The organism is Sulfurovum sp., assembly GCF_049668085.1.
Classification (GTDB): domain Bacteria; phylum Campylobacterota; class Campylobacteria; order Campylobacterales; family Sulfurovaceae; genus Sulfurovum.
In genome coordinates this window covers 26,987-49,768 of the sequence record NZ_JBATIY010000151.1, presented here as the reverse complement: position 1 = coordinate 49,768, position 22,782 = coordinate 26,987, and the positions used below count along the sequence as shown (strand labels likewise).

At 37.0% G+C, this 22,782-nt stretch carries 24 protein-coding genes; 17 read left to right on the top strand and 7 right to left on the bottom strand.

Features of this window, described 5'->3' with window-relative positions:
* Positions 1-14 precede the first annotated feature (14 nt).
* A complete protein-coding gene (locus tag WBM70_RS09495; RefSeq protein ID WP_424558271.1) occupies positions 15-551 on the bottom strand; it encodes a DUF2062 domain-containing protein in 537 nt (178 codons plus the stop codon).
* 121 nt (positions 552-672) lie between these two features.
* Between WBM70_RS09495 and WBM70_RS09490 the strand changes: the two genes are divergently transcribed.
* Genes WBM70_RS09490 through WBM70_RS09475 form a run of 4 tightly spaced genes read left to right on the top strand, consistent with a single transcriptional unit; the run spans position 673 to position 4,246 of the window.
* A complete protein-coding gene (locus WBM70_RS09490) occupies positions 673-1,608 on the top strand; it encodes a ribose-phosphate pyrophosphokinase (protein WP_424558270.1) in 936 nt (311 codons plus the stop codon).
* Between the two features lie 24 nt (positions 1,609-1,632).
* Positions 1,633-3,444 carry a translation elongation factor 4 gene (gene lepA, locus WBM70_RS09485; RefSeq protein WP_424558269.1) on the top strand — a complete coding sequence of 604 codons (1,812 nt, stop codon included), beginning with the start codon at positions 1,633-1,635 and terminating at the stop codon, positions 3,442-3,444.
* Positions 3,444-3,800: a hypothetical protein gene (locus tag WBM70_RS09480; protein WP_424558268.1), complete on the top strand. Its 357-nt coding sequence runs from the start codon at positions 3,444-3,446 to the stop codon at positions 3,798-3,800. Before lepA ends, WBM70_RS09480 begins: the two co-directional genes overlap by 1 nt.
* On the top strand, positions 3,800-4,246 hold the full coding sequence (locus WBM70_RS09475) for a hypothetical protein (protein WP_424558267.1): 447 nt from the start codon (positions 3,800-3,802) through the stop codon (positions 4,244-4,246). Before WBM70_RS09480 ends, WBM70_RS09475 begins: the two co-directional genes overlap by 1 nt.
* 199 nt (positions 4,247-4,445) lie before the next feature.
* On the opposite strand, the gene WBM70_RS09470 is transcribed toward WBM70_RS09475, so the two are convergent.
* Entirely contained in the window at positions 4,446-5,141 is a 696-nt protein-coding gene (locus WBM70_RS09470; RefSeq protein WP_424558266.1) for a response regulator transcription factor, read from the bottom strand.
* Positions 5,141-6,610, bottom strand: a complete 1,470-nt coding sequence (locus WBM70_RS09465; RefSeq protein WP_424558265.1) for a c-type heme family protein — start codon at positions 6,608-6,610, stop codon at positions 5,141-5,143. The genes WBM70_RS09470 and WBM70_RS09465 overlap by 1 nt, the downstream gene beginning before the upstream one ends.
* Positions 6,611-6,848: 238 nt before the next feature.
* Here WBM70_RS09465 and WBM70_RS09460 point away from each other — a divergent pair, with 238 nt between their 5' ends.
* The 4 genes from WBM70_RS09460 to WBM70_RS09445 all read left to right on the top strand — a co-directional run bounded on the left by WBM70_RS09460 (position 6,849) and on the right by WBM70_RS09445 (position 11,565).
* On the top strand, positions 6,849-7,667 hold the full coding sequence (locus WBM70_RS09460; protein WP_424558264.1) for a formate/nitrite transporter family protein: 819 nt from the start codon (positions 6,849-6,851) through the stop codon (positions 7,665-7,667).
* A gap of 46 nt (positions 7,668-7,713) precedes the next feature.
* Entirely contained in the window at positions 7,714-8,154 is a 441-nt protein-coding gene (cynS, locus tag WBM70_RS09455) for a cyanase (protein ID WP_424558263.1), read from the top strand.
* 79 nt (positions 8,155-8,233) lie between these two features.
* Positions 8,234-9,958, top strand: coding sequence for a protein kinase domain-containing protein (locus WBM70_RS09450; RefSeq protein WP_424558262.1), 1,725 nt, complete (start codon positions 8,234-8,236; stop codon positions 9,956-9,958).
* A gap of 14 nt (positions 9,959-9,972) precedes the next feature.
* Complete coding sequence (locus WBM70_RS09445) at positions 9,973-11,565, top strand: ferredoxin--nitrite reductase (protein WP_424558261.1); 1,593 nt, start codon at positions 9,973-9,975, stop codon at positions 11,563-11,565.
* Positions 11,566-11,633: 68 nt separating this feature from the next.
* Here WBM70_RS09445 and thiD (WBM70_RS09440) read toward each other — a convergent pair whose 3' ends face one another.
* Positions 11,634-12,452: a bifunctional hydroxymethylpyrimidine kinase/phosphomethylpyrimidine kinase gene (gene thiD, locus WBM70_RS09440; protein ID WP_424558260.1), complete on the bottom strand. Its 819-nt coding sequence runs from the start codon at positions 12,450-12,452 to the stop codon at positions 11,634-11,636.
* Positions 12,453-12,694: 242 nt separating this feature from the next.
* Between thiD (WBM70_RS09440) and thiD (WBM70_RS09435) the strand changes: the two genes are divergently transcribed.
* Genes thiD (WBM70_RS09435) through pdxH form a run of 7 tightly spaced genes read left to right on the top strand, consistent with a single transcriptional unit; the run spans position 12,695 to position 18,802 of the window.
* Positions 12,695-13,483 carry a bifunctional hydroxymethylpyrimidine kinase/phosphomethylpyrimidine kinase gene (gene thiD / locus WBM70_RS09435; protein WP_424558259.1) on the top strand — a complete coding sequence of 263 codons (789 nt, stop codon included), beginning with the start codon at positions 12,695-12,697 and terminating at the stop codon, positions 13,481-13,483.
* Positions 13,467-14,087 carry a thiamine phosphate synthase gene (thiE, locus tag WBM70_RS09430; protein ID WP_424558258.1) on the top strand — a complete coding sequence of 207 codons (621 nt, stop codon included), beginning with the start codon at positions 13,467-13,469 and terminating at the stop codon, positions 14,085-14,087. Before thiD (WBM70_RS09435) ends, thiE begins: the two co-directional genes overlap by 17 nt.
* A complete protein-coding gene (locus WBM70_RS09425) occupies positions 14,084-14,962 on the top strand; it encodes an ABC transporter substrate-binding protein (RefSeq protein WP_424558257.1) in 879 nt (292 codons plus the stop codon). The genes thiE and WBM70_RS09425 overlap by 4 nt, the downstream gene beginning before the upstream one ends.
* 9 nt (positions 14,963-14,971) lie before the next feature.
* Complete coding sequence (locus WBM70_RS09420; protein ID WP_424558256.1) at positions 14,972-15,919, top strand: YbgA family protein; 948 nt, start codon at positions 14,972-14,974, stop codon at positions 15,917-15,919.
* Complete coding sequence (locus WBM70_RS09415) at positions 15,916-16,785, top strand: DUF6268 family outer membrane beta-barrel protein (protein WP_424558255.1); 870 nt, start codon at positions 15,916-15,918, stop codon at positions 16,783-16,785. Before WBM70_RS09420 ends, WBM70_RS09415 begins: the two co-directional genes overlap by 4 nt.
* Before the next feature lie 10 nt (positions 16,786-16,795).
* Positions 16,796-18,154, top strand: a complete 1,359-nt coding sequence (locus tag WBM70_RS09410) for a cryptochrome/photolyase family protein (protein WP_424558254.1) — start codon at positions 16,796-16,798, stop codon at positions 18,152-18,154.
* A 9-nt stretch (positions 18,155-18,163) separates the two neighbouring features.
* Complete coding sequence (pdxH, locus tag WBM70_RS09405) at positions 18,164-18,802, top strand: pyridoxamine 5'-phosphate oxidase (RefSeq protein ID WP_424558253.1); 639 nt, start codon at positions 18,164-18,166, stop codon at positions 18,800-18,802.
* Between the two features lie 12 nt (positions 18,803-18,814).
* On the opposite strand, the gene WBM70_RS09400 is transcribed toward pdxH, so the two are convergent.
* On the bottom strand, positions 18,815-19,180 hold the full coding sequence (locus WBM70_RS09400) for a TIGR03643 family protein (protein WP_424558252.1): 366 nt from the start codon (positions 19,178-19,180) through the stop codon (positions 18,815-18,817).
* Positions 19,181-19,292: 112 nt separating this feature from the next.
* On the opposite strand from WBM70_RS09400, the gene WBM70_RS09395 reads away from it, so the two are divergent.
* Both WBM70_RS09395 and WBM70_RS09390 read left to right on the top strand, forming a co-directional pair.
* Positions 19,293-20,528, top strand: coding sequence for a putative DNA modification/repair radical SAM protein (locus WBM70_RS09395; RefSeq protein WP_424558251.1), 1,236 nt, complete (start codon positions 19,293-19,295; stop codon positions 20,526-20,528).
* Positions 20,529-21,257: a TIGR03915 family putative DNA repair protein gene (locus tag WBM70_RS09390; RefSeq protein WP_424558250.1), complete on the top strand. Its 729-nt coding sequence runs from the start codon at positions 20,529-20,531 to the stop codon at positions 21,255-21,257.
* Between the two features lie 7 nt (positions 21,258-21,264).
* On the opposite strand, the gene WBM70_RS09385 is transcribed toward WBM70_RS09390, so the two are convergent.
* Together WBM70_RS09385 and WBM70_RS09380 are read right to left on the bottom strand one after the other, a co-directional pair.
* Entirely contained in the window at positions 21,265-21,621 is a 357-nt protein-coding gene (locus WBM70_RS09385; protein ID WP_424558249.1) for a hypothetical protein, read from the bottom strand.
* Positions 21,622-21,697: 76 nt separating this feature from the next.
* Entirely contained in the window at positions 21,698-22,609 is a 912-nt protein-coding gene (locus WBM70_RS09380; protein WP_424558248.1) for a metallophosphoesterase, read from the bottom strand.
* Positions 22,610-22,782 lie beyond the last annotated feature (173 nt).

Sequence of the window (22,782 nt, the reverse complement as noted above, 5' to 3'; positions counted from 1 at the left end):
ATGTAAATGAAGTGTTAAATGTCTGTGTTGTTAGATTTTTTTCTTGATGCTTTTTTCTTTCTGTTGTCTTTACGCTCTTTTTTTTCACTATGGACTGAGTTCACCCAAAGTCTGTTCAGTACTACATAAACGATACCGGTTACTACTATGGAGTAAAAGGCAGTACCTACATAGAGTGGTACCAGTATGTCATCAAAATTTTCGGTGAACCATGACATTGTCAACTCTATATCTTCGATGCCCTCACGTCCTAAAAGAAAGTTTCCAGTCAGGTATTCCATATAGTACATTGGAGGCATGGTGATCGGATTACTTAGCCAAACCATTGAGATAGCAATAGGTACATTAAAACGGAAAAAAGGTGTGGTAGCCATAACGGCTAGCATTTGCATTGGCATAGGGATAAATCCCCAAAAAAGTCCAACAGCCACGCCTCGTGTGATCATACGTCTGTTTACACTGAGATAGGCTTTTGGTAAGTTGTATTTTTCTAAAAATGCATCTATTTTATTGTCGCCAGATGGCTTTTTTTTGAAGACTTTTCGTATCATTTCTATCCATAGTTTTTAATAATTAGTATTTGCCTTAGTGTAATACTGTGGAGCTTTAAATCACCTTTTTATCAACTTTTGTGTAGAATACGCGTAACAAAATAGACACAAAGGTACAAGCATGAGTGGATATATGATTTTTTCTGGAACATCAAACCCTGAACTCTCTGAAGAGATAGCAACTTATTTGGAAATGCCTCTTTCCAAAGCTAATATTAACCGTTTCTCTGATGGTGAAATTAATGTAAAAATTGCAGAGTCTGTACGTGGTAAAGATGTATTTATCATCCAGCCTACCTCTGCACCAGCTAACGGAAATCTTATGGAACTGCTTATTATGACAGATGCCTTGAAGCGTTCTTCTGCGAAGTCTATTACGGCTGTTGTACCTTATTATGGTTATGCAAGACAAGACAGAAAAGCTGCACCAAGAGTACCTATTACAGCGAAGCTTGTAGCTAACCTTATGGAGACAGCGGGTATCACACGGATGGTGACTGTGGATCTTCATGCTTCTCAGATACAAGGGTTTTTTGATATCCCTGTAGATAACCTTTATGGAGCTATTTTGTTTATGGACTACATTAAAGCTAAGAAATTTGCAAACCCTGTTATCGCTTCTCCGGATATAGGTGGTGTGGCAAGAGCAAGATACTTCGCAAACAAGTTGGGTCTAGACATGGTGATAGTTGATAAGAGACGTGAAAAAGCCAACGAGAGTGAAGTAATGAATATCATTGGTGATGTAGAAGGTAAAGATATTATTCTCATCGATGATATGGTAGATACTGCGGGAACAATGGTTAAAGCTGCATCTGCACTTAAAAAACTTGGTGCCACCTCTGTAATGGCATGTTGTACGCACCCGGTGCTTTCTGGACCTGCTTATGAACGTATAGAAGAGGGTGATCTTGATGAACTTGTTGTTGCTAATACAATTCCAATGACAAAACCATCTAAGAAGATCAAAATGCTTTCAACAGCAACTATGCTGGGCGAAGTTATCCGTAGGGTACATAACAACGAGAGTGTCAACTCTTTATTTGAAACAAACTAGTTAAGTAAGAACACAAGGAATTTAATGGCGAAGCCAATACCTCAATCACGCATACGTAATTTTTCGATCATCGCACATATCGATCATGGGAAATCAACATTGGCTGATCGTATCATACAAGAATGTGGTGCTGTAACAGACAGACAGATGTCTGCGCAGGTTATGGATACTATGGACATTGAAAAAGAGCGTGGTATTACCATTAAAGCACAATCTGTGCGTCTTGACTATGTGAAAGATGGAGAACACTACATCCTTAACCTTATAGACACTCCAGGTCACGTGGATTTCTCTTATGAAGTAAGCCGCTCTTTGGCTTCTTCAGAGGGTGCGTTACTTATCGTAGATGCAGCGCAGGGAGTAGAGGCTCAAACCATAGCCAATGTTTATATTGCTATCGAGAACAACCTTGAACTTTTACCTGTTGTAAATAAGATAGACTTACCGGCAGCTGATCCGGACAGAGTACTTACTGAGCTTGAAGAAGCTATAGGAATCGATGCGACAGAGCATAACCTTGTCTCTGCTAAAACAGGAGTAGGGGTTAAAGACCTCATAGATTCTATAGTCGACCGTGTTCCTGCACCAACAGGTGATGAAAATGCACCAGCCAAAGCACTCATCTATGACTCTTGGTTTGACAACTATATGGGAGCATTGGCACTAGTCCGTGTTTTTGAAGGAAGTATCAAAAAAGGGCAGATAGTGAAAGTAATGGGAACTAAAGATGAACATCAGGTGCTTAATATGATGTACCCAAATCCCATAGCAAATATTAAAACAGATGAGATACGTACAGGTGAGATAGGTATCGTGGTTATGGGGCTTAAAACTGTAGATGGTCTGCAAGTTGGAGACACTATCACAGATGCTAAAAATCCTACTGCAGAGATCATCCATGGTTTTGAGCCGGCTAAACCTTTTGTATTCGCAGGTATTTATCCTATAGAAACCGATAAGTTTGAAGATCTGCGTGATGCGCTGAACAAACTTAAGCTCAACGACTCTTCTTTAAGTTTTGAACCCGAGAGTTCTATGGCATTGGGGTCTGGTTTTAGAACAGGTTTCTTAGGAATGCTTCATATGGAAGTGGTTAAAGAACGTTTGGAACGTGAATTTAACCTCGAACTCATAGCCACTGCACCGACTGTTGTGTATAAAGTAAAGCTAACAAATGGGGATGAAATAGAGATACAAAACCCAAGTGAGCTTCCTGAACCACAAAAAACAGATAAGATTTATGAACCCTATGTAAAAGCGACTATTTTAACCCCGCAAGAGTATGTAGGGAATCTTATTAAATTACTCAATGATCGTCGTGGTATTCAGATCAAAATGGATTACCTTAATGAAACGCGTGTACTTATGGAGTATGACATCCCTATGAATGAGATAGTGATGGATTTTTACGATAAATTGAAGTCTATGACTAAAGGGTATGCGAGTTTTGACTATGAACCTGTGGGCTTTAGAGAGGGGAACCTTGTGAAGCTTGACATTAAAGTCGCTGGAGAAGTAGTAGATTCCTTATCTATCATTGTTCCTGAAGAGAAAGCAAGAACACGTGGACTTGCTTTTGTTGCACAATTGAAAGAGCTTATACCAAGACAACTTTTTGAAGTAGCTATCCAAGCGAGTATCGGAAATAATGTTATCGCACGTTCTAACGTGAAATCTATGGGTAAAAATGTGACGGCGAAATGTTACGGAGGAGATATCACACGTAAAAGAAAGCTTTTAGAGAAACAAAAAGCCGGTAAGAAACGTATGAAGTCCATCGGTTCTGTGGAAGTACCGCAAGAAGCATTTATGGCTGTCTTGAAGTTAGATAGTTAATGACACTTATTCCTGTAGAAGAAGATAAAAAGAGTATTGCTAGTCGTTTTAGAAAAGCACACTCTTTTGCTTTTTTAGACGAAGGACAGATCATCGTACAGGAAAACCCTCATAAAACATCAAAATCACCAGAATTTTTTGAGTATTTTAAAACATTGAACATTGACACACTTTATGTTAAAGAGCTAGGATATAAAACATTTTTAAAGCTTTTAGAGATGGGCGTTAAAGTTTATCTTATACAAAATGCAGAAAAATGGAATCGTATTAGACCGGGTGAACCTTTTTTACTTGATGCAGAGAATGCAAAAGAGTACTGTTCCTTAGGACACCATAACAAAGAAGAAGGCAAGTAATGGGTTGGGCGATACACTTACACCTTGTTGCAGCTATTGCATGGATTGGTGGAGCATTTTTTATGTTTTTACTGGGTGTGAGTCTGAGAAAAAAAGAAGACCAGGATGCAGTATATCCTCGTATAGGACCTATCTATGGCTATTTTGAGACGGCAGCACTTATCATCCTTCTTATCACAGGGTATACCATGATCTCTAACAATGGTCTTCTAGATATACTCTTTTCAAATCTCTCGAACGAAGTGATAGACTCATTGCGTATAAAACTCTATCTAGTAGGAGTGATCATTGTATTGACCGTGATCCATATGACGATATCCATGATAAGACTGAACAAAGAGAAAACACCGCTTGAGAAGTTCTTCTCACGCGGTTCTTCTATGGGGATTTTCTTTTTGAACCTTGTGGTTCTTCATTATGCCATGGTATTAAGAGACATACTTTAGTTTAAATTATGACTCGTATATAGGGCGTTCATGGGTTTCTCACTTGATTTAGAGTCTCCTGAGTCATAGGGCTTTAAGCTCCTAAAATGCGTACTCAAGACTAATCAATCTTTGACTCTGCCAAATTTATCCCATTTTTTGTATGAAGCCAAGTATTATTCGAGTCGAGGGAGGTTATGTCCCCTGACGGACGTTATTATCATTCGTTGAAATATAATTTATAACCAATTCCTGACACATTTTTTATAATTTTTTCACCTGTTTTCTTTCTAATATCTCTTACTACACTTCTAAGTGAAGTTAGACTCATGGACTTTTCACCCCAGACCTGGTTTTCGATCTCCTCATAAGTGTATGTTTTATTCTTCTCTTGCATGAGAAGTTTAAGCAAAAGGGTCTCTTTGTTATTTAAATGAATTCTTTCTTCTTTGATAAAAAGTTCTCTTTTGTCTACATCGAACATAATACCTGGGAAAAGCATCTTTAAATTTTGATCCTGTTTTTCTATTTTATCAATATAGGCTTCAAAAGCATCAAAAAGCTGTCGTTCAGTTACGGGTTTTGTGATATATCTGTCTATACCGTTATTTACTGCATTAATAAGAAGTTCTGTATCAGTATGAGCAGAAACTACGATCATATAACTGCTACTTGATCTTTTTTTCAATTCATCTAAAAGTTCAAACCCACCCATAAATGGCATTTTAAGATCTGTCATAATTATATCTGGAAGATGTTTTTCATAAGTTTCTAAACCATCATAGCCATCAATTGCTGTATAGACATCTTTAAAAAAGAATCTTAACATTGAAGCAATATTATTTCTAATGATTGCTTCATCTTCCACTAAAAGTATGGTTTTATTTTTGAGTATATCAAGCTTGTTCATATCCATTAAATTACCTTATTTGCAGGGATTGATATTGTAAATTTTGCACCCTCTGATGTGTTCGTCGCATTCAGTGTCCCTTTCATATGTTTATGAATGATCTCTTTTGAGATATAGAGACCAATACCTGTACCATTGACATCTTTTGTAGTGAAATACGGTTCAAAGATCTTCTCCAAATATTTTTCGTCAATACCACCAGCGTTGTCAATCACTTCACAAAATACTTTACCTTCATCTTTATAGATGTTGATTGTAATTTCACGATTCTTAACTTCTCTTTCGATCAGTACATCTTTTGCATTTGAGATAATGTTAAAGATCACCTGTGAAAATTCATTTGGATAGCCATACGCCATGAAATTCTCAGTAGTGTTGATCTGTAGTGAAATATTATTATGTTGCAGTGTTGCTTCTAAAAGGCTATAAGCTCTTTGCACCTCATTGACTAAGTTAAAGTTTTCTTTCTCTTTATCGGGTTTAAAGAAGTTTCTAAAGTCATCAATAGTTTGTGACATAAAGTTCAGTTGTTCATTGGCTTCGTTAATTCGTTCATCCAGAAAGTTTTTTTCAACACCATTTGCAATGGCAGTCCATTTAATATTCATCATGACAGCGCTCACCGCACTAATAGGTTGCCTCCATTGATGTGCAATATTCCCTATCATCTCCCCTAGGGCAGCTTGCTTAGACTGCTGTATCAGAAGATTCTCTTTTTCTCTTTGTTTTTTAACCTCTTGTTTTACTTTATTGTGTAAAGTTTGGTTTAACTCATCTAGTTCATTTACTTTCATCTCAAGGTTATGATTAAGATCGGATATCTTTTTTTCATCCGAACGCTTAATACTTTGATAGATAAAAAATGTCATTAATGTTCCAATTGAGGCAATAATTAGAAATAGAATACCGTACTCTTTATCATCATTAATTTCTTTGAGTTGTTTAAACTCTTTTGCTGTATCAAATGAGACACTTATGCCCCCTCTGATATCTCCAATTTTGTATCCTTGTTTTTGATGACACTTCATACACTCTTTCTTGACTTTCAGAGCCCCCATGAATTTAAATTCATTGTCTTTCATTTCCCAATAATAAGGTACGTCCGGATTTGATTCAAAATAGTCCAAAAGCTTTTTTTCGTAAGCATCGGGTGCATTATGTTGATTAATAAGATTATTACTGGTGATCTTGAGTGAAAAACCATCTCTTTTTGAAGCGATATTAGATATTTGTCTGGTCATGAATGCCGGATTGATCCATATGAGTGTTTCATTTTTATCTGATCTTATATAGCCTGGGTCTAAATAGGGGTTAGGTTTTATAATATCTGTTTTTGCATAGACTCCATTGAATTGGGCATTCCAATGCCGCATATCCACAACTAGATCGACAATAGCTTTAGCTTTATTTTTTAGTATTTCATTTACAAGCTGCTCTTGTGATTTATAGGAGTCTTTAATAGTAGAACCTATCATATAGAAAAGTAGTAAAAGGAAGAAAATAAACAGATAGATCGTTAATTTTTTGATAATAATCCTTTTATTGTTACTTATCAAATTATAAACACTAATGATAATTAAAATAAGATATCATTGATTAAATATTAATCATATAAGTGCTTATTTCCCATTTTTTTCCTTATTTTATTTGTTTTAATGTTGATGTAAATTTATTCAATAGAGTAAATTAAAAAAAATATAACAAGGAGTTACTATGGCGTATATAGATCCGTCAGAATTTGCTACTAAGTTGGTTGACTCAGGTGAGCAAAAAGTCTACATGTCTACAAAAGACACAATTATTCGAGCGTATATGGCAGGAGCAATTTTAGCACTGGCTGCCGTTTTTGCAATTACAGTTGCGACAAAAACAGGATCACCGTTAGTGGGTGCTTTACTGTTTCCTATAGGGTTCATTATGCTTTATTTGATGAAATTTGACCTTCTTACAGGGGTATTTACTTTAGTTCCATTAGCATGGATCGATAAAAGACCAGGTGTAACATTTGGCCAGATGATGAGAAACTGGGGACTTGTTGCATTAGGTAACTTTTTTGGTGCCTTTACGGTTGCTGTTATGATGGCATATATCTTTACAATGGGATTCAATACAGATGGTGGAGCGATTGCAGCGAAAGTTGCAGGTATCGGTGAGGCGAGAACATTGGGTTACGCTGCTCATGGTACAGATGGATGGATAACGGTATTTATCAGAGGTATGCTCTGTAACTGGATGGTATCAATGGGTGTTGTAGGAGCGATGATCTCTACAAGTGTAAGTGGTAAATGGTTAGCGATGTGGATGCCTGTTATGCTGTTCTTCTTTATGGGCTTTGAGCACTCAATCGTTAACATGTTCCTTTTCCCATTCTCTTTGATCATGGGTGGTGACTTTACAGTAGCTGACTATCTTCTATGGAATGAGCTTCCGGTTGCTTTGGGTAACTTAGTAGGTGGTTTGGTCTTTGTTGGTTTACCAATATACTATACCCATGCCAAAACATCAGCTGCGAGAAATTTAAATAAATCATAAATAGATACTACCCAGTACACCTGGGTAGAGTATAAAGGAGAATAAAATGAAAAAAATCGAGATGACTGAAGAGATTCTATTGGCAAAAAAGCAAATTGGATCAAGTTGGGAAGAGATAGCGGAAAAAGTAGGAATGTCCCCGGTATTTTTGACTTCTGCAGCGCTTGGTATGAACAGCTTGAAAAAAGAGGATTCGGAAAAACTATGTGAAATACTGGAACTTTCTGGTGAGGTAGCTTCAGCATTACAGGAGTTTCCAAATAAAAAGTGGGCTCAGACAGTTCCTACAGATCCGTTGATCTATAGACTTTATGAGGTTGTTGGTGTGTATGGTGAAACCATCAAAGAGATCGTACATGAGAAATTCGGTGATGGGATCATGAGTGCGATTGATTTCTCTCTTGATATTGATAAAGAAGAAGATCCTAAAGGTGATCGTGTAGTTATAAAGATGAATGGAAAATTCTTGCCATATAAATCTTGGTAGGTAGGATTCTTTCAATTAAAGCCTGACGCTATTTCCTATATTATCAGGCTTTACTTGAAAGAGTATAAGGATTTCAATCATGTCACAATTACAACTTACTATCGGACAATATACCAGTAAGGGTAGAAAAGAGGTTAATCAGGATTTTCATGATATCCGTATACCTTCCGAACCACTTATAAGCAGTAAAGGTATTGCGATAGCTATAGCTGATGGTATCAGTAGTAGTAAGGTCAGCCAAGAAGCGAGTAAAATATCTGTTAGTTATTTTTTAGAAGATTATTTTAGTACATCAGAAGCATGGTCTGTGAAAAAGTCCGCACATAGAGTGATACAGGCAACCAATTCATGGATCTATGCCCAAAATAGACAAAACCTTTACCATCTTGATAAAGACAGGGGATATGTCTGTACATTCAGTGCCATGGTGATCAAATCCTCAACAGCATATATCTTTCATATTGGGGATATACGTATCTACAGGGTCAGAGAGGGTGTGCTCGAACAACTTACTGAAGATCACAGAACATGGGTCTCTAGAGAAAAAAGTTATCTTGCTAGAGCTTTGGGAATAGATACGATTGTACGTATCGATTATGAAACACTGGATGTGAAAGAGGGGGATACTTTTCTGTTTATGACAGACGGAGTGTATGAGTTCGTTAATGATGATTGGATGATAAAGAGGCTTTTAGCCGATGATTCACCATTTGATACTAAAGCAAAAGAAATCGTACAAAAGGCATATGAAGAGGGCAGTGATGACAACCTGACCATGCAGATCGTCAGGGTAGATACACTTCCCGAAAAAAATGCTGAAGATATACAGCTGAATCTACCTCAGAAGCAACTTCCTCCAATTCTTGAAGCAAGAATGGAGTTTGACGGCTATACTATTATAAGGGAACTCAGTAAAAGCAGCCGAAGCCATGTTTATCTTGCACGAGATAATGACACGGGACAATCCGCAGTCATTAAAATACCGTCAACGGAACACAAAGAGGATAAAGCCTATCTGGAGCGTTTTTTACTTGAAGAGTGGATCGCAAGACGTATCAATAGTCAGCATGTTCTAAAAGCATATCCTCAGGATCGAGAACGTAACTATTTATATACGGTGATGGAGTATGTTGAAGGACAGACACTCGAGCAATGGATAGTTGATAATCCCACTCCATCACTTGAAGAAGTAAGGAGTATTGTTGATCAGGCTGCAAAGGGCTTGTTAGCATTCCATAGACAGGAGATGATTCATCAGGATCTTAGACCTGCTAATATCATGATCGATAAAACAGGTAGTGTGAAGATCATCGATCTTGGAGCAGTAAGGGTTGCAGGAATCACTGAAATAAATACCTTTACAGATGAAGGAGATATTTTAGGTACGATGACATATTCTGCTCCAGAGTATTTTTTAGGTGAAGTGGGAACATATAGGTCTGATCTTTTTTCATTGGCTGTCATTGTTTACCAGATGTTATCAGGTAAACTCCCTTACGGTACGCATGTAGCAAAAGCAAATACTAAAAGCGCACAACGAAAGCTTAAATACAGATCTTTATATACTGAAAACAGTGATATACCTTTTTGGATCGATGAGACATTGCGTAAAGCGTCACATCCAAATCCTTTCAAGAGATATAGTGAACTTTCAGAGTTTACCTATGATCTTCGGCACCCAAATCCAAAATATCTTAAAAAAGTAAAGCCACCACTTTTAGAACGAAACCCGATTGCTTTTTGGCAGATCATATCATTTATTCAAGCAATGATAATTATTTTATTGCTTATATCGAAAACATAATAGAAGGATCATTAATGGATGTATTAGAACAAGCCTATGAACAAAGAAATAAAAAATTAAATAAAATAGAAAAGATCAAAGAACTTAAAGTACCTATGAGTATCTATAAAGGACTTGAGACAATTTCATCTAAAGGACTGCAGGCTCTGAAGGATGAAGACAGTAGCTTTTTTCTAAAGTGTTTTGGTGCATTTTTGAAAAAAGACGGAAAATTCATGTTAAGAGTTCGTATCCCTGCTGGTCAGCTTAGTGTAGAACAAGCGATGAAAATAGGGGAAGTTTCAAAGAATTATTGTGAAGATTATATGGATATTACAACAAGACAACAAATAGAACTACGATATATCAAAATTAGTGATCTTTATACGGTAATTAAAGAGTTGGAGAGTGTAGGAATCAGTACATTTCAAACAGGGGTAGATAATTTTAGAAATATTGTAACAAGTTCTTTTGATGGTTTAGGCAATAAAAGTATCATCAAGGTTAAACCTTTTATTGATGAGATGCAGTCGATTTTTTTGGAAAAAGAGGAGTGGATAGGCACACTGCCAAGAAAATTTAATACTGCTATACTCGGTATGAATATGAATGACTGTAATATTTATGGGCATGATTGCTGTTTTGTCGTTGCCCAAAAAGAAGAAGAACTCGGTTTTAATCTCTACCTTGGAGGACGAGTCGGTATACAGGCAAAAGACACAGGGCTATTTATAAGAAAAAATCAGGTGGTCAGTGTTTTTAATGCAGTGATCAACTTGTTTAAAACGTATGGTTTTAGAGATAATCGAAATAAGAACAGACTTCATTTTTTACTTGAAGCAGTGGGAATGGAAACATTTATAGATGCGATCAAAAAATATCAAGATCTAGAACTTGATAGTAGTGGTAAGATATTGGCAACCGAAGAGTTCTTGCTTGATGAAAGTGGATTGTTGGAACTTGATAAAGAAAAGAGTGCAGTACATTTAAGTATACCCAGCGGGATCTTTACTGGAGATAGTCTGATAGAAGTAGCCAAAACCACTAAAGAAGTAGGTGGGGAGATAAGACTGAGTATAGAACAAAGTCTTTATATTATTACTGCACCTGAAAAGGTTAAAAAAGTCAAAGAGTCTATGCTGTTTGAGATCTATAGTCGGTACCATAATACATATTTTAACCATCTCATTGCATGTGCGGGTACTGCTACTTGTGCTTTTGGTGTAATCGCAAATAAGCCTGATGCAATAGAGATGTCAAATTTTCTTCAGAGAGAAGTGCCCATCAAAGGTGCAAAGGTAAGAATGTACTGGAGTGCCTGTCCCAAAGGATGTGGTATTCATGGTGTAGCAGATATTGGTTTTGAAGGATGTAAAGCAAAAGATCTTGATGGTAATAATGTGGATGGAGTGCATATCTATTTAGGGGGAAAAGCAACTAAAGAAGCTAAAGAGGCTAGAGTAATCTATAAAGCATTACCTCTCAAAGATGCACAATATAAAGTAAAAAAATTAATGGAAATATACAGGGATGATCGGAAGGAAAAAGAAAGTTTTGAAGCTTTTGACACAAGAGTCTTAAGCCTTATGTCAGTAGATAAAGTTGTAGAAATGATAGAAGGAAAATAAGGTTAAGTAGAGTAATGTGAATATGAAAAAGATGGCGTATAAATTTTGTTTGGAAGGCTCTGCCAATTTTAAAATATAGGTTCTTTTCTTCTTTTATTTTCCCTGGTATAGTTTAAATTTAATCGTGATGAGTCATATAAACTGTTGTATATAAACTCTTTAGACAAAAAGACACTTTTTTCTAAGGTATGTCCCAATGCTAAATTTGTTGCAATGGCTGAAGAGAGAAGACATCCTGTACCATGAGTATGTGTCGTTTCTACTCTTTTGGTAGTGTGTGTCGATATGCTATCAGGTCGTTCTATCAGGTAATCGATCACGCTATCTGTTTTTTGGGCATGACCTCCTTTAAGCAAAACAGCATTTACACCTAGGTCAAAAAATTGTTTAGCAGTGGACTGTACCTCTTCCTTCTTCCCCGTGTAAGAAGTATTACGAAGTAGAGAGTGTACTTCAGGTATATTTGGTGTAATGAGATCAACTCTTGGGAATAGCTCTTCTTTCATCATATTAATAGCATTGGACTCTAAAAGATCTTTTCCACTTGAACTTACCAGTACAGTATCTAAAACAATGTTTTTAAGTTGAAACTTGTCAATGGTCTTGACTAATACTTCTATAATGTCTTTATTTGCCAGCATACCTATCTTTACTGCATCAACTTGTATATCTTCAAGCAAGACATTCAATTGTCTTTCAACTACTTCAGAAGGCACGGAGAACACATCTTTTACTCCTGTAGAGTTTTGTGATGTCAGTGCTGTCGTGGCACTCAGTGCATAACCACCTAAGTGATGTATAGTTTTGAGATCTATTTGAAGACCTGCTCCACCATAAGTATCAGAGCCGGCTATAGTTAGAATAGTAGGTGTAGTTGTTGTACTCATTTAAGACGCCTTTTAAAACATATAATATTAACTCGTCTACTTTAGCAGTTGAAACTTTAATTAAGTTTTTAATAGATCAAATCAAAAATAACTTTATATATTTAGATATATAACCGATAAATTATAAAGCAATTCTCTTTCTATAAGGTCTTAGAATTCCACTTAAACAAATTAATCGACATTTTTACACTATTAAAAGTTTCTAATAAATTATAAACTCTCTCAAAATATAAGGAGTATTCATGAAAGTAGTTTTAAGTATTGCAGGTTCCGACAGTAGTGGTGGTGCAGGTATTCAAGCTGATCTAAAGACTTTTGAAGCATTTAATACCTTTGGCACTACTGCAATTACGGTACTTACTGCACAAAACACCACGGGAGTTGAAGAGATCGTACCTATGGATGCGTCATTTGTTCAAAAACAGATTGAAATGGTTTTTAAAGACTTCGATGTTGCAGCCATAAAAATAGGCATGCTTTTTAATAAAGAGATTATTGAGATGGTTGCCAATGTTATAAAAGATTTGGATATTCCTATTGTACTTGATCCTGTGGCAATATCAAAAGCCGGTTCACCCTTACTTAAAGATGATGCCGTGAAAGCAATGCATACACTATTTAATAATGTAACACTCATTACACCCAATCATCATGAAGCGTATGCGTTCTTTGGGTATAAGCATGGGGACAAAAAATCTCTTGAAGTGATCAAAAATCTTACTACACCAGTACTTGTGAAACATCATGTAGTTGAACTTGCTGAAAATAGATTTAGTGTTGACCAGCTATATTTTCAGGATAAAAAACGTGTTTTTCAATCTCCACTTATAGATACCTCAAGTCTACATGGGACAGGATGCTCTTATTCAAGTGCCATCACTGCCAATTTAGCATTGGGACATTCCCTTGAAAAATCTATATCTATTGCAAAGAAGTTCATTACGCGTGCACTGATAAAAGCACCAGATATTGGTCATGGTCCAGGACCAATAAATCATAAAGAAGGAGGAGCATATGTTGAAGTTGCTTAATGGTCTGTATGTGATCACAGATGAATATTTAACACCCGATGAAACAGTACGTGACTACGTAAAAGAGGCTTTAAAGGCTGGTGCATCCATTGTGCAATACAGAAATAAAACAAAATCAGATGAAGAGGTGGAAGAAGTATGCCGTGCACTTCAAGAACTATGTAGCGAGCATAATGTACCCTTCATTATAGATGACCGTCCACATTTGGCTGCTAAAATTCATGCAGATGGTATCCATATTGGTAAGGATGATATGCCTATTCAAGAAGCAAGAAAGATATTCCCTAAAGGGATCATTGGAGTTTCATGTTATGGAAGTATTCGTAAAGCGAAGGAGGCACAGGAAGAAGGTGCTGACTATGTAGCATTTGGTTCCTTTTTCCCTTCTCCTACCAAACCACATTCAGGTGTTATATCGCTTAATGTGCTGCACAAGGCCAAAGAGTCTGTAGAGATACCTGTATGTGCCATAGGTGGTATTAGCCAGACCAATATAGGAGAGGTTGCTGCTACACGAACTGACATGATCTCAGTGGTGAGTGCAGCATTTGAAGGGGATATTCAACAGAATATCTCTAATTTAATTAAAGGAATGAAAATATGAAACTAAAACTTGCTATTGAATGGTTCTTGAACCCTGATCACCTTCCCTTTATTGTAGGTATGTCCGAAGGAATATTTAAAAAATATGATATTGAGCTTGAACTCATTGTACCTGATGAACACTATGATGGACTGGATGAACTTCTAGATGGAAATATAGAGTTTGCAACCAATGAACCTCTTCATCTTATTGAACAGTTTGATAAAAGATTCCTTTCTTTAGGGAGTTATTTTGAGACTAAGGGTGGTGTATTGTTTAAAAAAGACTCGTATGAAAAAGTCAAAAATGGAGAAAATATTACGGTGACCACACCTGTTTCCAATGCCATAACAAATACGATAGGGTTTGAGATCATCCGACGCTATTTTGCCAAAGATGGCATCACAGTTACAGAAGATCAGGTTACCTTTGAGCCTAATGGATTTGAGCATATCAAACACATGAAAGAGGGTGCAGATGCAGGGTGGCTCTACTTTTATAACTTTGAAGGAGTAGAAGCGCAACATGAAGGATTGGATGTTCTCTATCTAGATGCTAAAAATACCGGATTTGCAAACTTTAGTGCCTTGGATATTTTTGTCAACAAAGAGTTTTATACGTCAAATACTGATATATGTCATAATTTTGATAAAGCAGTAAAAGAGTCTATTATATTCATGGATGAAAATCCTGATAAGGCTATGGAATATTATTATGCCTATACGAAAGAAGAAAAATCGGCATTAATGGATGATATACTAAAAGCTACTCTTGAGTGTTTTGATGCTACATTTACATCAGACTATGAAAGATCTTTACCAATTTTACAATTTTTTAGAGAGATAGGTATCACTTCTTTGGATGATACTACTTTCAAAACAGCATTTTTGAACTAAAGGAATACTATGCAAATCGCCGTCTCTTCTTGTCTGCTTGGTGAACGGATCCGTTTTGACGGTGGGCACAAACATAACCGTTTTATTACCGATGATCTTGGAGCTTTTGCCGATTTCTTACCTTTCTGTCCAGAACATTTGGCATTTGGTACTCCTAGACCAACCATCAGACTTGTTCATGAGAAAGATGGGATAGAAGTTCATCCAAGTAAGACAGATGATAATCTCACTGAAGAACTTTTAGCTACAAGTAATGCTGAACTCACACGTCTTAAGGCTGCACCTATTCGTGGGATCATTTTCAAATCTAAATCTCCTAGTTGTGGATTAGGCAGTGCATTGGTCTATAGAACCAACGGCTATGCAGAGGGGAAGGACGATGGCGTCTTTGCCAAACTTTGCAGAGAGCATTTTCCTTTTTTACCTATGGAAGAAGAGGGCAGACTGAATGACCCTTGGCTCAGAGAGAACTTTGTGATGCAGCTTTTTGCCTATGATGATTTTGAAAACTTTAAAGCATTAGAACCATCTATGAAAACGCTCGTTTCTTTTCACGAGTCTTATAAGTTTATGCTTCAGGCAAAAAATGAGAGTATGTACAGATCTTTAGGACAGATCGTGGGTAATCATGATAAATTGTCATTTGAAACGATATTGACTAAATATGAACTGCTGTTTAAATCAATTATCGCTGAAAAAAGTTCTATAGGTAAAAATAGAAATGTACTTGAGCATATGGCAGGTTTTGTTAAAGATAAAATCAGTGAGGTAGAAAAAGAGATGCTTCATGAACAGATACGAGAGTATGCAAATAAAATAGTACCTCTTATAGCCCCGCTGAGCAGACTTCATATGTTTGCAAAACAATATAATGCGGAATATCTTTTGGGACAAAAGTTTCTTCACCCTTATCCGAAAGAACTAGCATTAAGATCAGATATAAGGAGTGGAAAATGAAACGTATTACCATATTATTATTAGGTTGTGTACTGTCTGTCATGGCAGAAGAGCAAAGACCTTCGTTACTTGAGCAAATTGCACAACCCAAAGTGACTTTTCAAAGTGACTTTCTTTCTGATGCAAAATTTGAAGGTTATGAAGGTAGCGTTAGAACATCTAAGCAAAAGATACAAATTAATAATGATATTGTTGGGATTAGCTATAGCCGCTGGGACTTTGACTGGGATCAGGAACAGGACCTTCCTTTTTACAGGGGCAAGACACCGTTAGAATCTATGCAGAGTATTAAAGTCTTTGCTAATCTGCCAGTACCGATCAACGATAAATGGTTTATGCTCAACTCAGTGAATATCAATGCAACATATGAAAAAGAATTCAAGGATGCTCTTGGTGCTGGTATTTTTAGTTTTTTCTCCTATAAATTAGATGATGAGCATGCCTTTCAACTCGGTGCTTTTGCTAATTATCATCCAGTAAAATCAATTGCTTTGCCAGTACTTGGATATACATATCGTGTCCGTGAAACTGACGGACTGACTATGGTACTCGGATTTCCAAGAGCCTATATCGGTTACCATCTCAGCCCTAAGCTCTTACTCAATGCCGGGATGATCTATTCACAAGCTGTTATTCGACTTGCTGATGATAGCGGCATAGAACCCGAAGGGTATAGTGAAGCAAAAGATTATCAATCAAATATTGGGCTGCGTTACATGATTAGTGACAAGTTCGAAATAAGCGCTAATATTCTTTATGCGTTCAAACGTGATTTTACAATCTACGATCGCAATGAAAATGAAGTCGATAGTTACAGTATTGAACCAAGTGCGGGTGCAATGATAAAACTAAAATACATTTTTTAGAAATTTTTTCATGAAACGTATACTATGGTTCCGTAGAGACCTGAGGGTGGAAGACAATCCTTTGCTCTCTTTAGGAGGTGAAGTACTTCCTATTTTTATCTTTGATACACAGATTCTCAATTCACTTCCAATGGATGACAGACGGGTTAGCTTTATTTTTGACAGAGTGCTTATGTTGAAAAATTCACTCCAAACTAAAGGGTCGGATCTTAAAATTTACTGGGGTGATCCTTTAGATATATTTAATGCACTCGAAGCAGAAGGCTTTGATGAAGTAGCTGCCAGTGGTGATTATGATGCATATGCGAAAGAACGGGATATCAAAGTCTCTCATATCCTTCACTTTCGATATTTGCATGATACATACATTTTTAAACCTGAAGAGGTACTCAAAGATAACGGTACACCTTACCTGGTTTTTACCCCCTTTTATAACAAAGCTAAAGCACATTTCTCTAAAGAACACATGCAGGAATATGTCTATGCTAAACAGAGACTTTATGAGACTTCTTATGAAGGTATCACAAAAATAGATGTGGATAGAGAAGAGATTTTGCCTTTGACCATAGAGTCCCTTGCGTTTAAAAAAAATCTTCTCAAAATTGATAATGTGGAAATGAAACTGGAACAATTCAAAAAGAATCTTCCATGTTATGCAAAAGAGAGAGATTATCTAGACAAAGATGCTACCTCACATTTAAGTTTAGATCTTCGTTTTGGTACATTCTCTGTACGTTCACTCTTACGTTTTTTATTGACTCAGAAAAAAGAGGGTATAGATACGGAGCCATTTTTTAGACAACTTATTTTCCGTGACTTTTATGCTTATTTACTCTTTCATTTTCCTGATCTTTCGAAGCACAACCATAAGTACCGATTTAACGGCATAGAGGATAAAGGTAAATATGCTGCATTTTGTGAAGGTAGAACAGGGGTACCAGTGGTAGATGCAGGGGTGAGAGAACTTTTACAAACAGGTGACATGCATAACCGTGTACGGATGATCTGTGCTTCGTTTTTTACCAAAGATCTGCTCTTGCCATGGCAATGGGGAGAAGGTTTTTTTGCAAAATATCTGCTTGATTATGATGCTGCATCAAATATCTTATCCTGGCAGTGGAGTGCAGGTACAGGCATAGACCCTCAACCTTATTTTCGTATCTTTAATCCTTATTTACAGAGTAAAAAATTTGATAAAGAAGCAGGCTACATTAAAAGGTGGGTGCCTGAACTTCTATCTGTGGATTCAAAGAAGCTTCATGATGAGAGCTATTTGCTGAATCATGCCATAGAGGGCTACCCAAAACCTATGGTAGTACACAAAGAAGCATCAAAAAATGCCTTGGCATATTTTAAACAGAGACTGTAGGAGATAAGCATGTTAGATCTACAAGAGATGCGTACAGAATATAAGAAAGCCTCTTTGGATGAGAATTCAGTACCAATTGAACCTTTTAGCTTGTTTGAAACATGGTTTTCACAAGCCATTGAAGCACAGATCAAAGATCCAAACAGTATGATATTAGCTACAAGTTCAAAAGAAAATATACCTAATATACGTGCCGTACTTTTAAAGATATTTGATGAAAAAGGATTTGTTTTTTTTACTAATTATAACAGTGTAAAAGCAAAAGAAATAGAGCAAAACCCTCATGTAGCATTGGAGTTTTTATGGTTGGATCTGGAGCGCCAAGTACGTGTAACAGGAAAATGTGAGAAGATCACTACAGCAGAATCGATGGCGTACTTTATGAAACGTTCACGTGGCAGTCAGTTAGGTGCATGGGTAAGTGAGCAAAGTGCAGTAATATCTTCTCGAAAGATGCTTCAGATACAAGTGGAAAAGATGAAACAAAAATTTGCTAAGGGGTCAGTCCCTTTGCCTGATTTTTGGGGAGGCTATAGAGTCGTTCCTGAAAAGATAGAATTTTGGCAAGGAAGAGAGAGCAGGTTGCATGATCGGATATTATATACAAAAACACAGAACGACTGGAAGATAGAAAGGTTGGCACCTTAACTAACACTTTATCTACCAGGGCCCCTGAAACCGTTTGGGTTTGTGTTCACACAGTTTTGCATGTTTTGTTTTTCTACCTTGTACCCGTTTTCTCCAACGTTTGAAGGCCTTAGCGCTTAGGAGTTTTCGCATCATTTTTTTGATCTCATTCTCACTCAGTCCGTATTGTGTATATATCACATCAAAATGTGTCCTGTCCTGCCAAGCCATCTCGACGATGCGGTTGTAGTCTTCGTCGTTTAGTGTGTTTTTGTCTATCATAGGTTTGATAGGCTTTTTTATGAGTGGTTCTTTTGCTTTGTTTTTTGCTCTATCAGTCTGAGAGAGTGGTTCTTCATCATTAATTCTAAGCGGTTCATTAAATTCTAATTTTATCATAGTGTATTTTACAGTGAATACCACACGGTTAGTATACTTGTTTTGTCACTTAAAAAAATGACAATTTGCCATTTTTTTAGCACAATTCTTTCCCTTTGGTTATAGTAATGACATGAATATAGATGAAAAATTACAAATACTAACCGACTCAGCCAAATATGATGTTTCGTGCTCCTCTTCGGGTTCTACGCGAACACATAGTTTTGGAGATATTGGGGCTACACAAAACAGTGGTATCTGTCATGCCTACTCTGCAGATGGACGATGTATTTCACTCTTAAAAATACTCTTTACCAATCACTGTATCTATGACTGTAATTACTGTATCAACCGAAGCAGCAATGACTTAAAACGCGCAGCATTCACACCCAGGGAGATAGCAGATCTCACGATCAATTTTTATAAACGTAACTACATTGAGGGGCTTTTTTTGAGTTCTGGTATCATAAGCAGTGAAGACCATACAATGCAGCTTATACTCAAAAGCCTAAAAATCTTACGACATGAGCATGGTTTTAATGGGTATGTGCACGTAAAGTTGATACCAGGTGCTTCAGCACATCTCATCAAAGAAGTGACCAAACTGGCCGATAGAGTAAGTTCTAACATTGAACTACCCAGTGAAAAAAGTCTTCTACTCCTCGCACCTGAAAAAAGTAAAGTAAAACTTTTTGAGCCGCTTAAAATTGTCAGGAACGATGCACTCGAACGTGGTAAAAAAGTTGTGGGCATGAGTACACAGATGATCATTGGTGCCAGTCCTGAGAGTGACTATGACATTTTGAAGCTCAGTGATGCTTTTTACAACAAAGGTCTTCTAAAACGTGTCTATTTCTCTGCATACATTCCTACGGTTTCACACAAAAACTTACCCACCATAGACACACCACCACCCCTTTTAAGAGAACACCGACTCTATCAGGCAGACTGGCTGATGCGTTTTTACGGATTTAACTGGGATGAGATAGCCACGCAAAATGACCCTTTTTTAGATGAGCGTTTTGACCCAAAACTTGCATGGGCGCTGCGTAATCTACAACATTTTCCCATCGAGGTCAATAAAGCTGAAAAAGAGATGCTCCTTCGCATACCAGGATTGGGAATCCGAAGTGTGGGTAAGATACTGCGTGCCAGAAGACAAAAACGTCTGAGTGCTGTAGATCTTCAAAGCATGAAGATATCACTCAAGCGAGCACGTTATTTTATAACCGTAGATGGCAGACCTGTAGAGCAAACTGCTTTGAGGTACGAACGCATTGAGTCAACAATGCTTGCACTTGATAAACCAAAAGCAGGTACACAACCCAGTCTCTTTGACTTTGTTCAGAGCAATACGGGAGAGATATAAATGCATTGGCTGTATGATGGAAGCTTTGAAGGGTTTCTAACGGCGTTACATAGAAGCTATACCCACAAGTGTATACCGCAAGAGCTAAGCAGTGAAAATAACACGCTGACACTGCTTAGTCAAAGCCAGACCATAGAGACGCATTTGGAGATAGCACAAAAGGTCTCAAAAAGCATGGCTGAACACTTTCCCCAAAAGATACTTGAACGTATCTTTCATGTTTTTTTGTGTGATGATGTACCAAGAGAGCGTGAACTACTGCTGTATATTCGTATGGGGTTTAAAGACATCTCCCTCCTGTATCAGCTTTCCCATGAGACGGTCTACACGATTGAAGCGTATCAAAAACGAATGTTTTCTACCATCCACAAAATGCATGCTTTTACACGTTTTGAAGTGCTTGAAGACGGGATGCTCTATGCTAAGATATCACCCCCACGTAATGTACTGCCCCTTATAGGCAAACACTTTGTCAAGCGTTTTGGTAGTGAACGTTTTATCATTCATGATATACAAAGAGGGTTTATCGTTGTATGGGATGGTAAAGATTTACAGATACATCCTGTCCTCGATGCCAGCGTGCCAATACTGCATGAAGATGAAAAAGCTTACCAAAGTCTCTGGAAGACTTTTTTTAACACGGTTGCCATAGAGTCACGCACCAATACAAAACTTCAGCAGAACTATGTGCCATTGCTTTACCGTGAGCTGATGACAGAGTTTCAGTAAAATGTGCTTAGTGGATCAAAAAGTCTTCAAGATTATTTTTACCGTAAGTGATGTTCTCATTGGTATCTTTGATCTGTTTGGCAATGATTGCCATAATGGTTTTAACCCCTTTGGTTTTTTCGGGGTCTGTGAGTGGAAGCAGTCGGACAGTGAGGCTTGTTTTTTTCTGCGAAAGTTGAATGAAAAAGTTTTGGTTCACGCCCTGTTCAACGGCTAAAGATTCTACGAGCGCAGTGTGCTCTGATCCATTGATGTATTTATCGGTAACTTTCAAAATACCGCCTTCAATTTTTTGTGCAAAAGGTGATACAGCTTCAAATGCCTCTTTGGTATTATTGGCATTTTCTAGTACGATGTGTGGCATGTTATTTCCTCTATTGTTTTTTCACATTGTACTCATAATAGGAAACGTTTGGTATACCTATAGTGTCAATTCATTGCTATCTCTTAAAATCTAACTCTTTTTGCAGTATCTTTTTAGCCTGTTTCATAAAGAGTTGTTTTTTCTCGAGCATCATCTCTATCTCTTTTTTACCTGTATCTCCAAATCGTTGTACGATATACTCTGCCACTTCGGTTGAAACCAAGTCAAAGTCTGTAAACAATACATCAATGTGTACACGCAAATTACTGATGGTATGTTCATCATGTGGCAGTTCAATATGCGAAAGTTTCAACTCTTTGATGCTGTAGTCTGAATCTTTCGCATCCATAGGTTCTTGATAGCACATCATTGTGCCAAGTTGTAAAGCAGTAAGCTTTTTACCATAGGCACATCCCGTGTCTATACCATAAAAGTTCTCTCCACAGACCACTTCATTAAAAACACAATGACCGAATATATTCACAACATCTTCATTTTCAATAGACATGCCTTGCTCATAGCGATTGAGTAGAAAGTCATTGTAATAATCAGGATTGTTTCGATGCTCATAAAAAGGCAATGCGAAGCCATGGGTGATAAAATACTTGTCTAATTGTATGTACATGGGAAGCATTTTTATCCATTCAAGATGAGAGAGCATTTTTTCATAATCATTTTTATAACTCTCTAACGTCACCAGACCGCCATAGCGCTTGTCGGAACTCCATGGGCTGTGTTTGTCATGAAAGATGGCATCTTCAAGGTAAGTTTCCATAAGATGTTCATGGTTCCCCTTGATACAGGGAAAACCCTTTTCTATCACAAAGTCAATGACATCTTTAGAGAAATTACCTTTATCACAGAGGTCTCCCACAAATATAATTTCAGCATCTTTTGGTAGATGTGAAATAAGGTTTTGTAAAGTATGAAAGCATCCGTGTACATCGCCAATAACATAGGTGTTTTCAATTTTTATATCTCTATGCATACGTATCCTTCTTTTTTGTTTGATTATATTAAATATCAATGTAGTTTCGTAGTAAAATGATGTCAATTCATCTATATATAGACCATGAACAGACAAAAGAATACTACGAAATATGATTTAATAGACTATACTTTAACTATATATAGAGGCTCTCATACAGTCATTGCTATAAT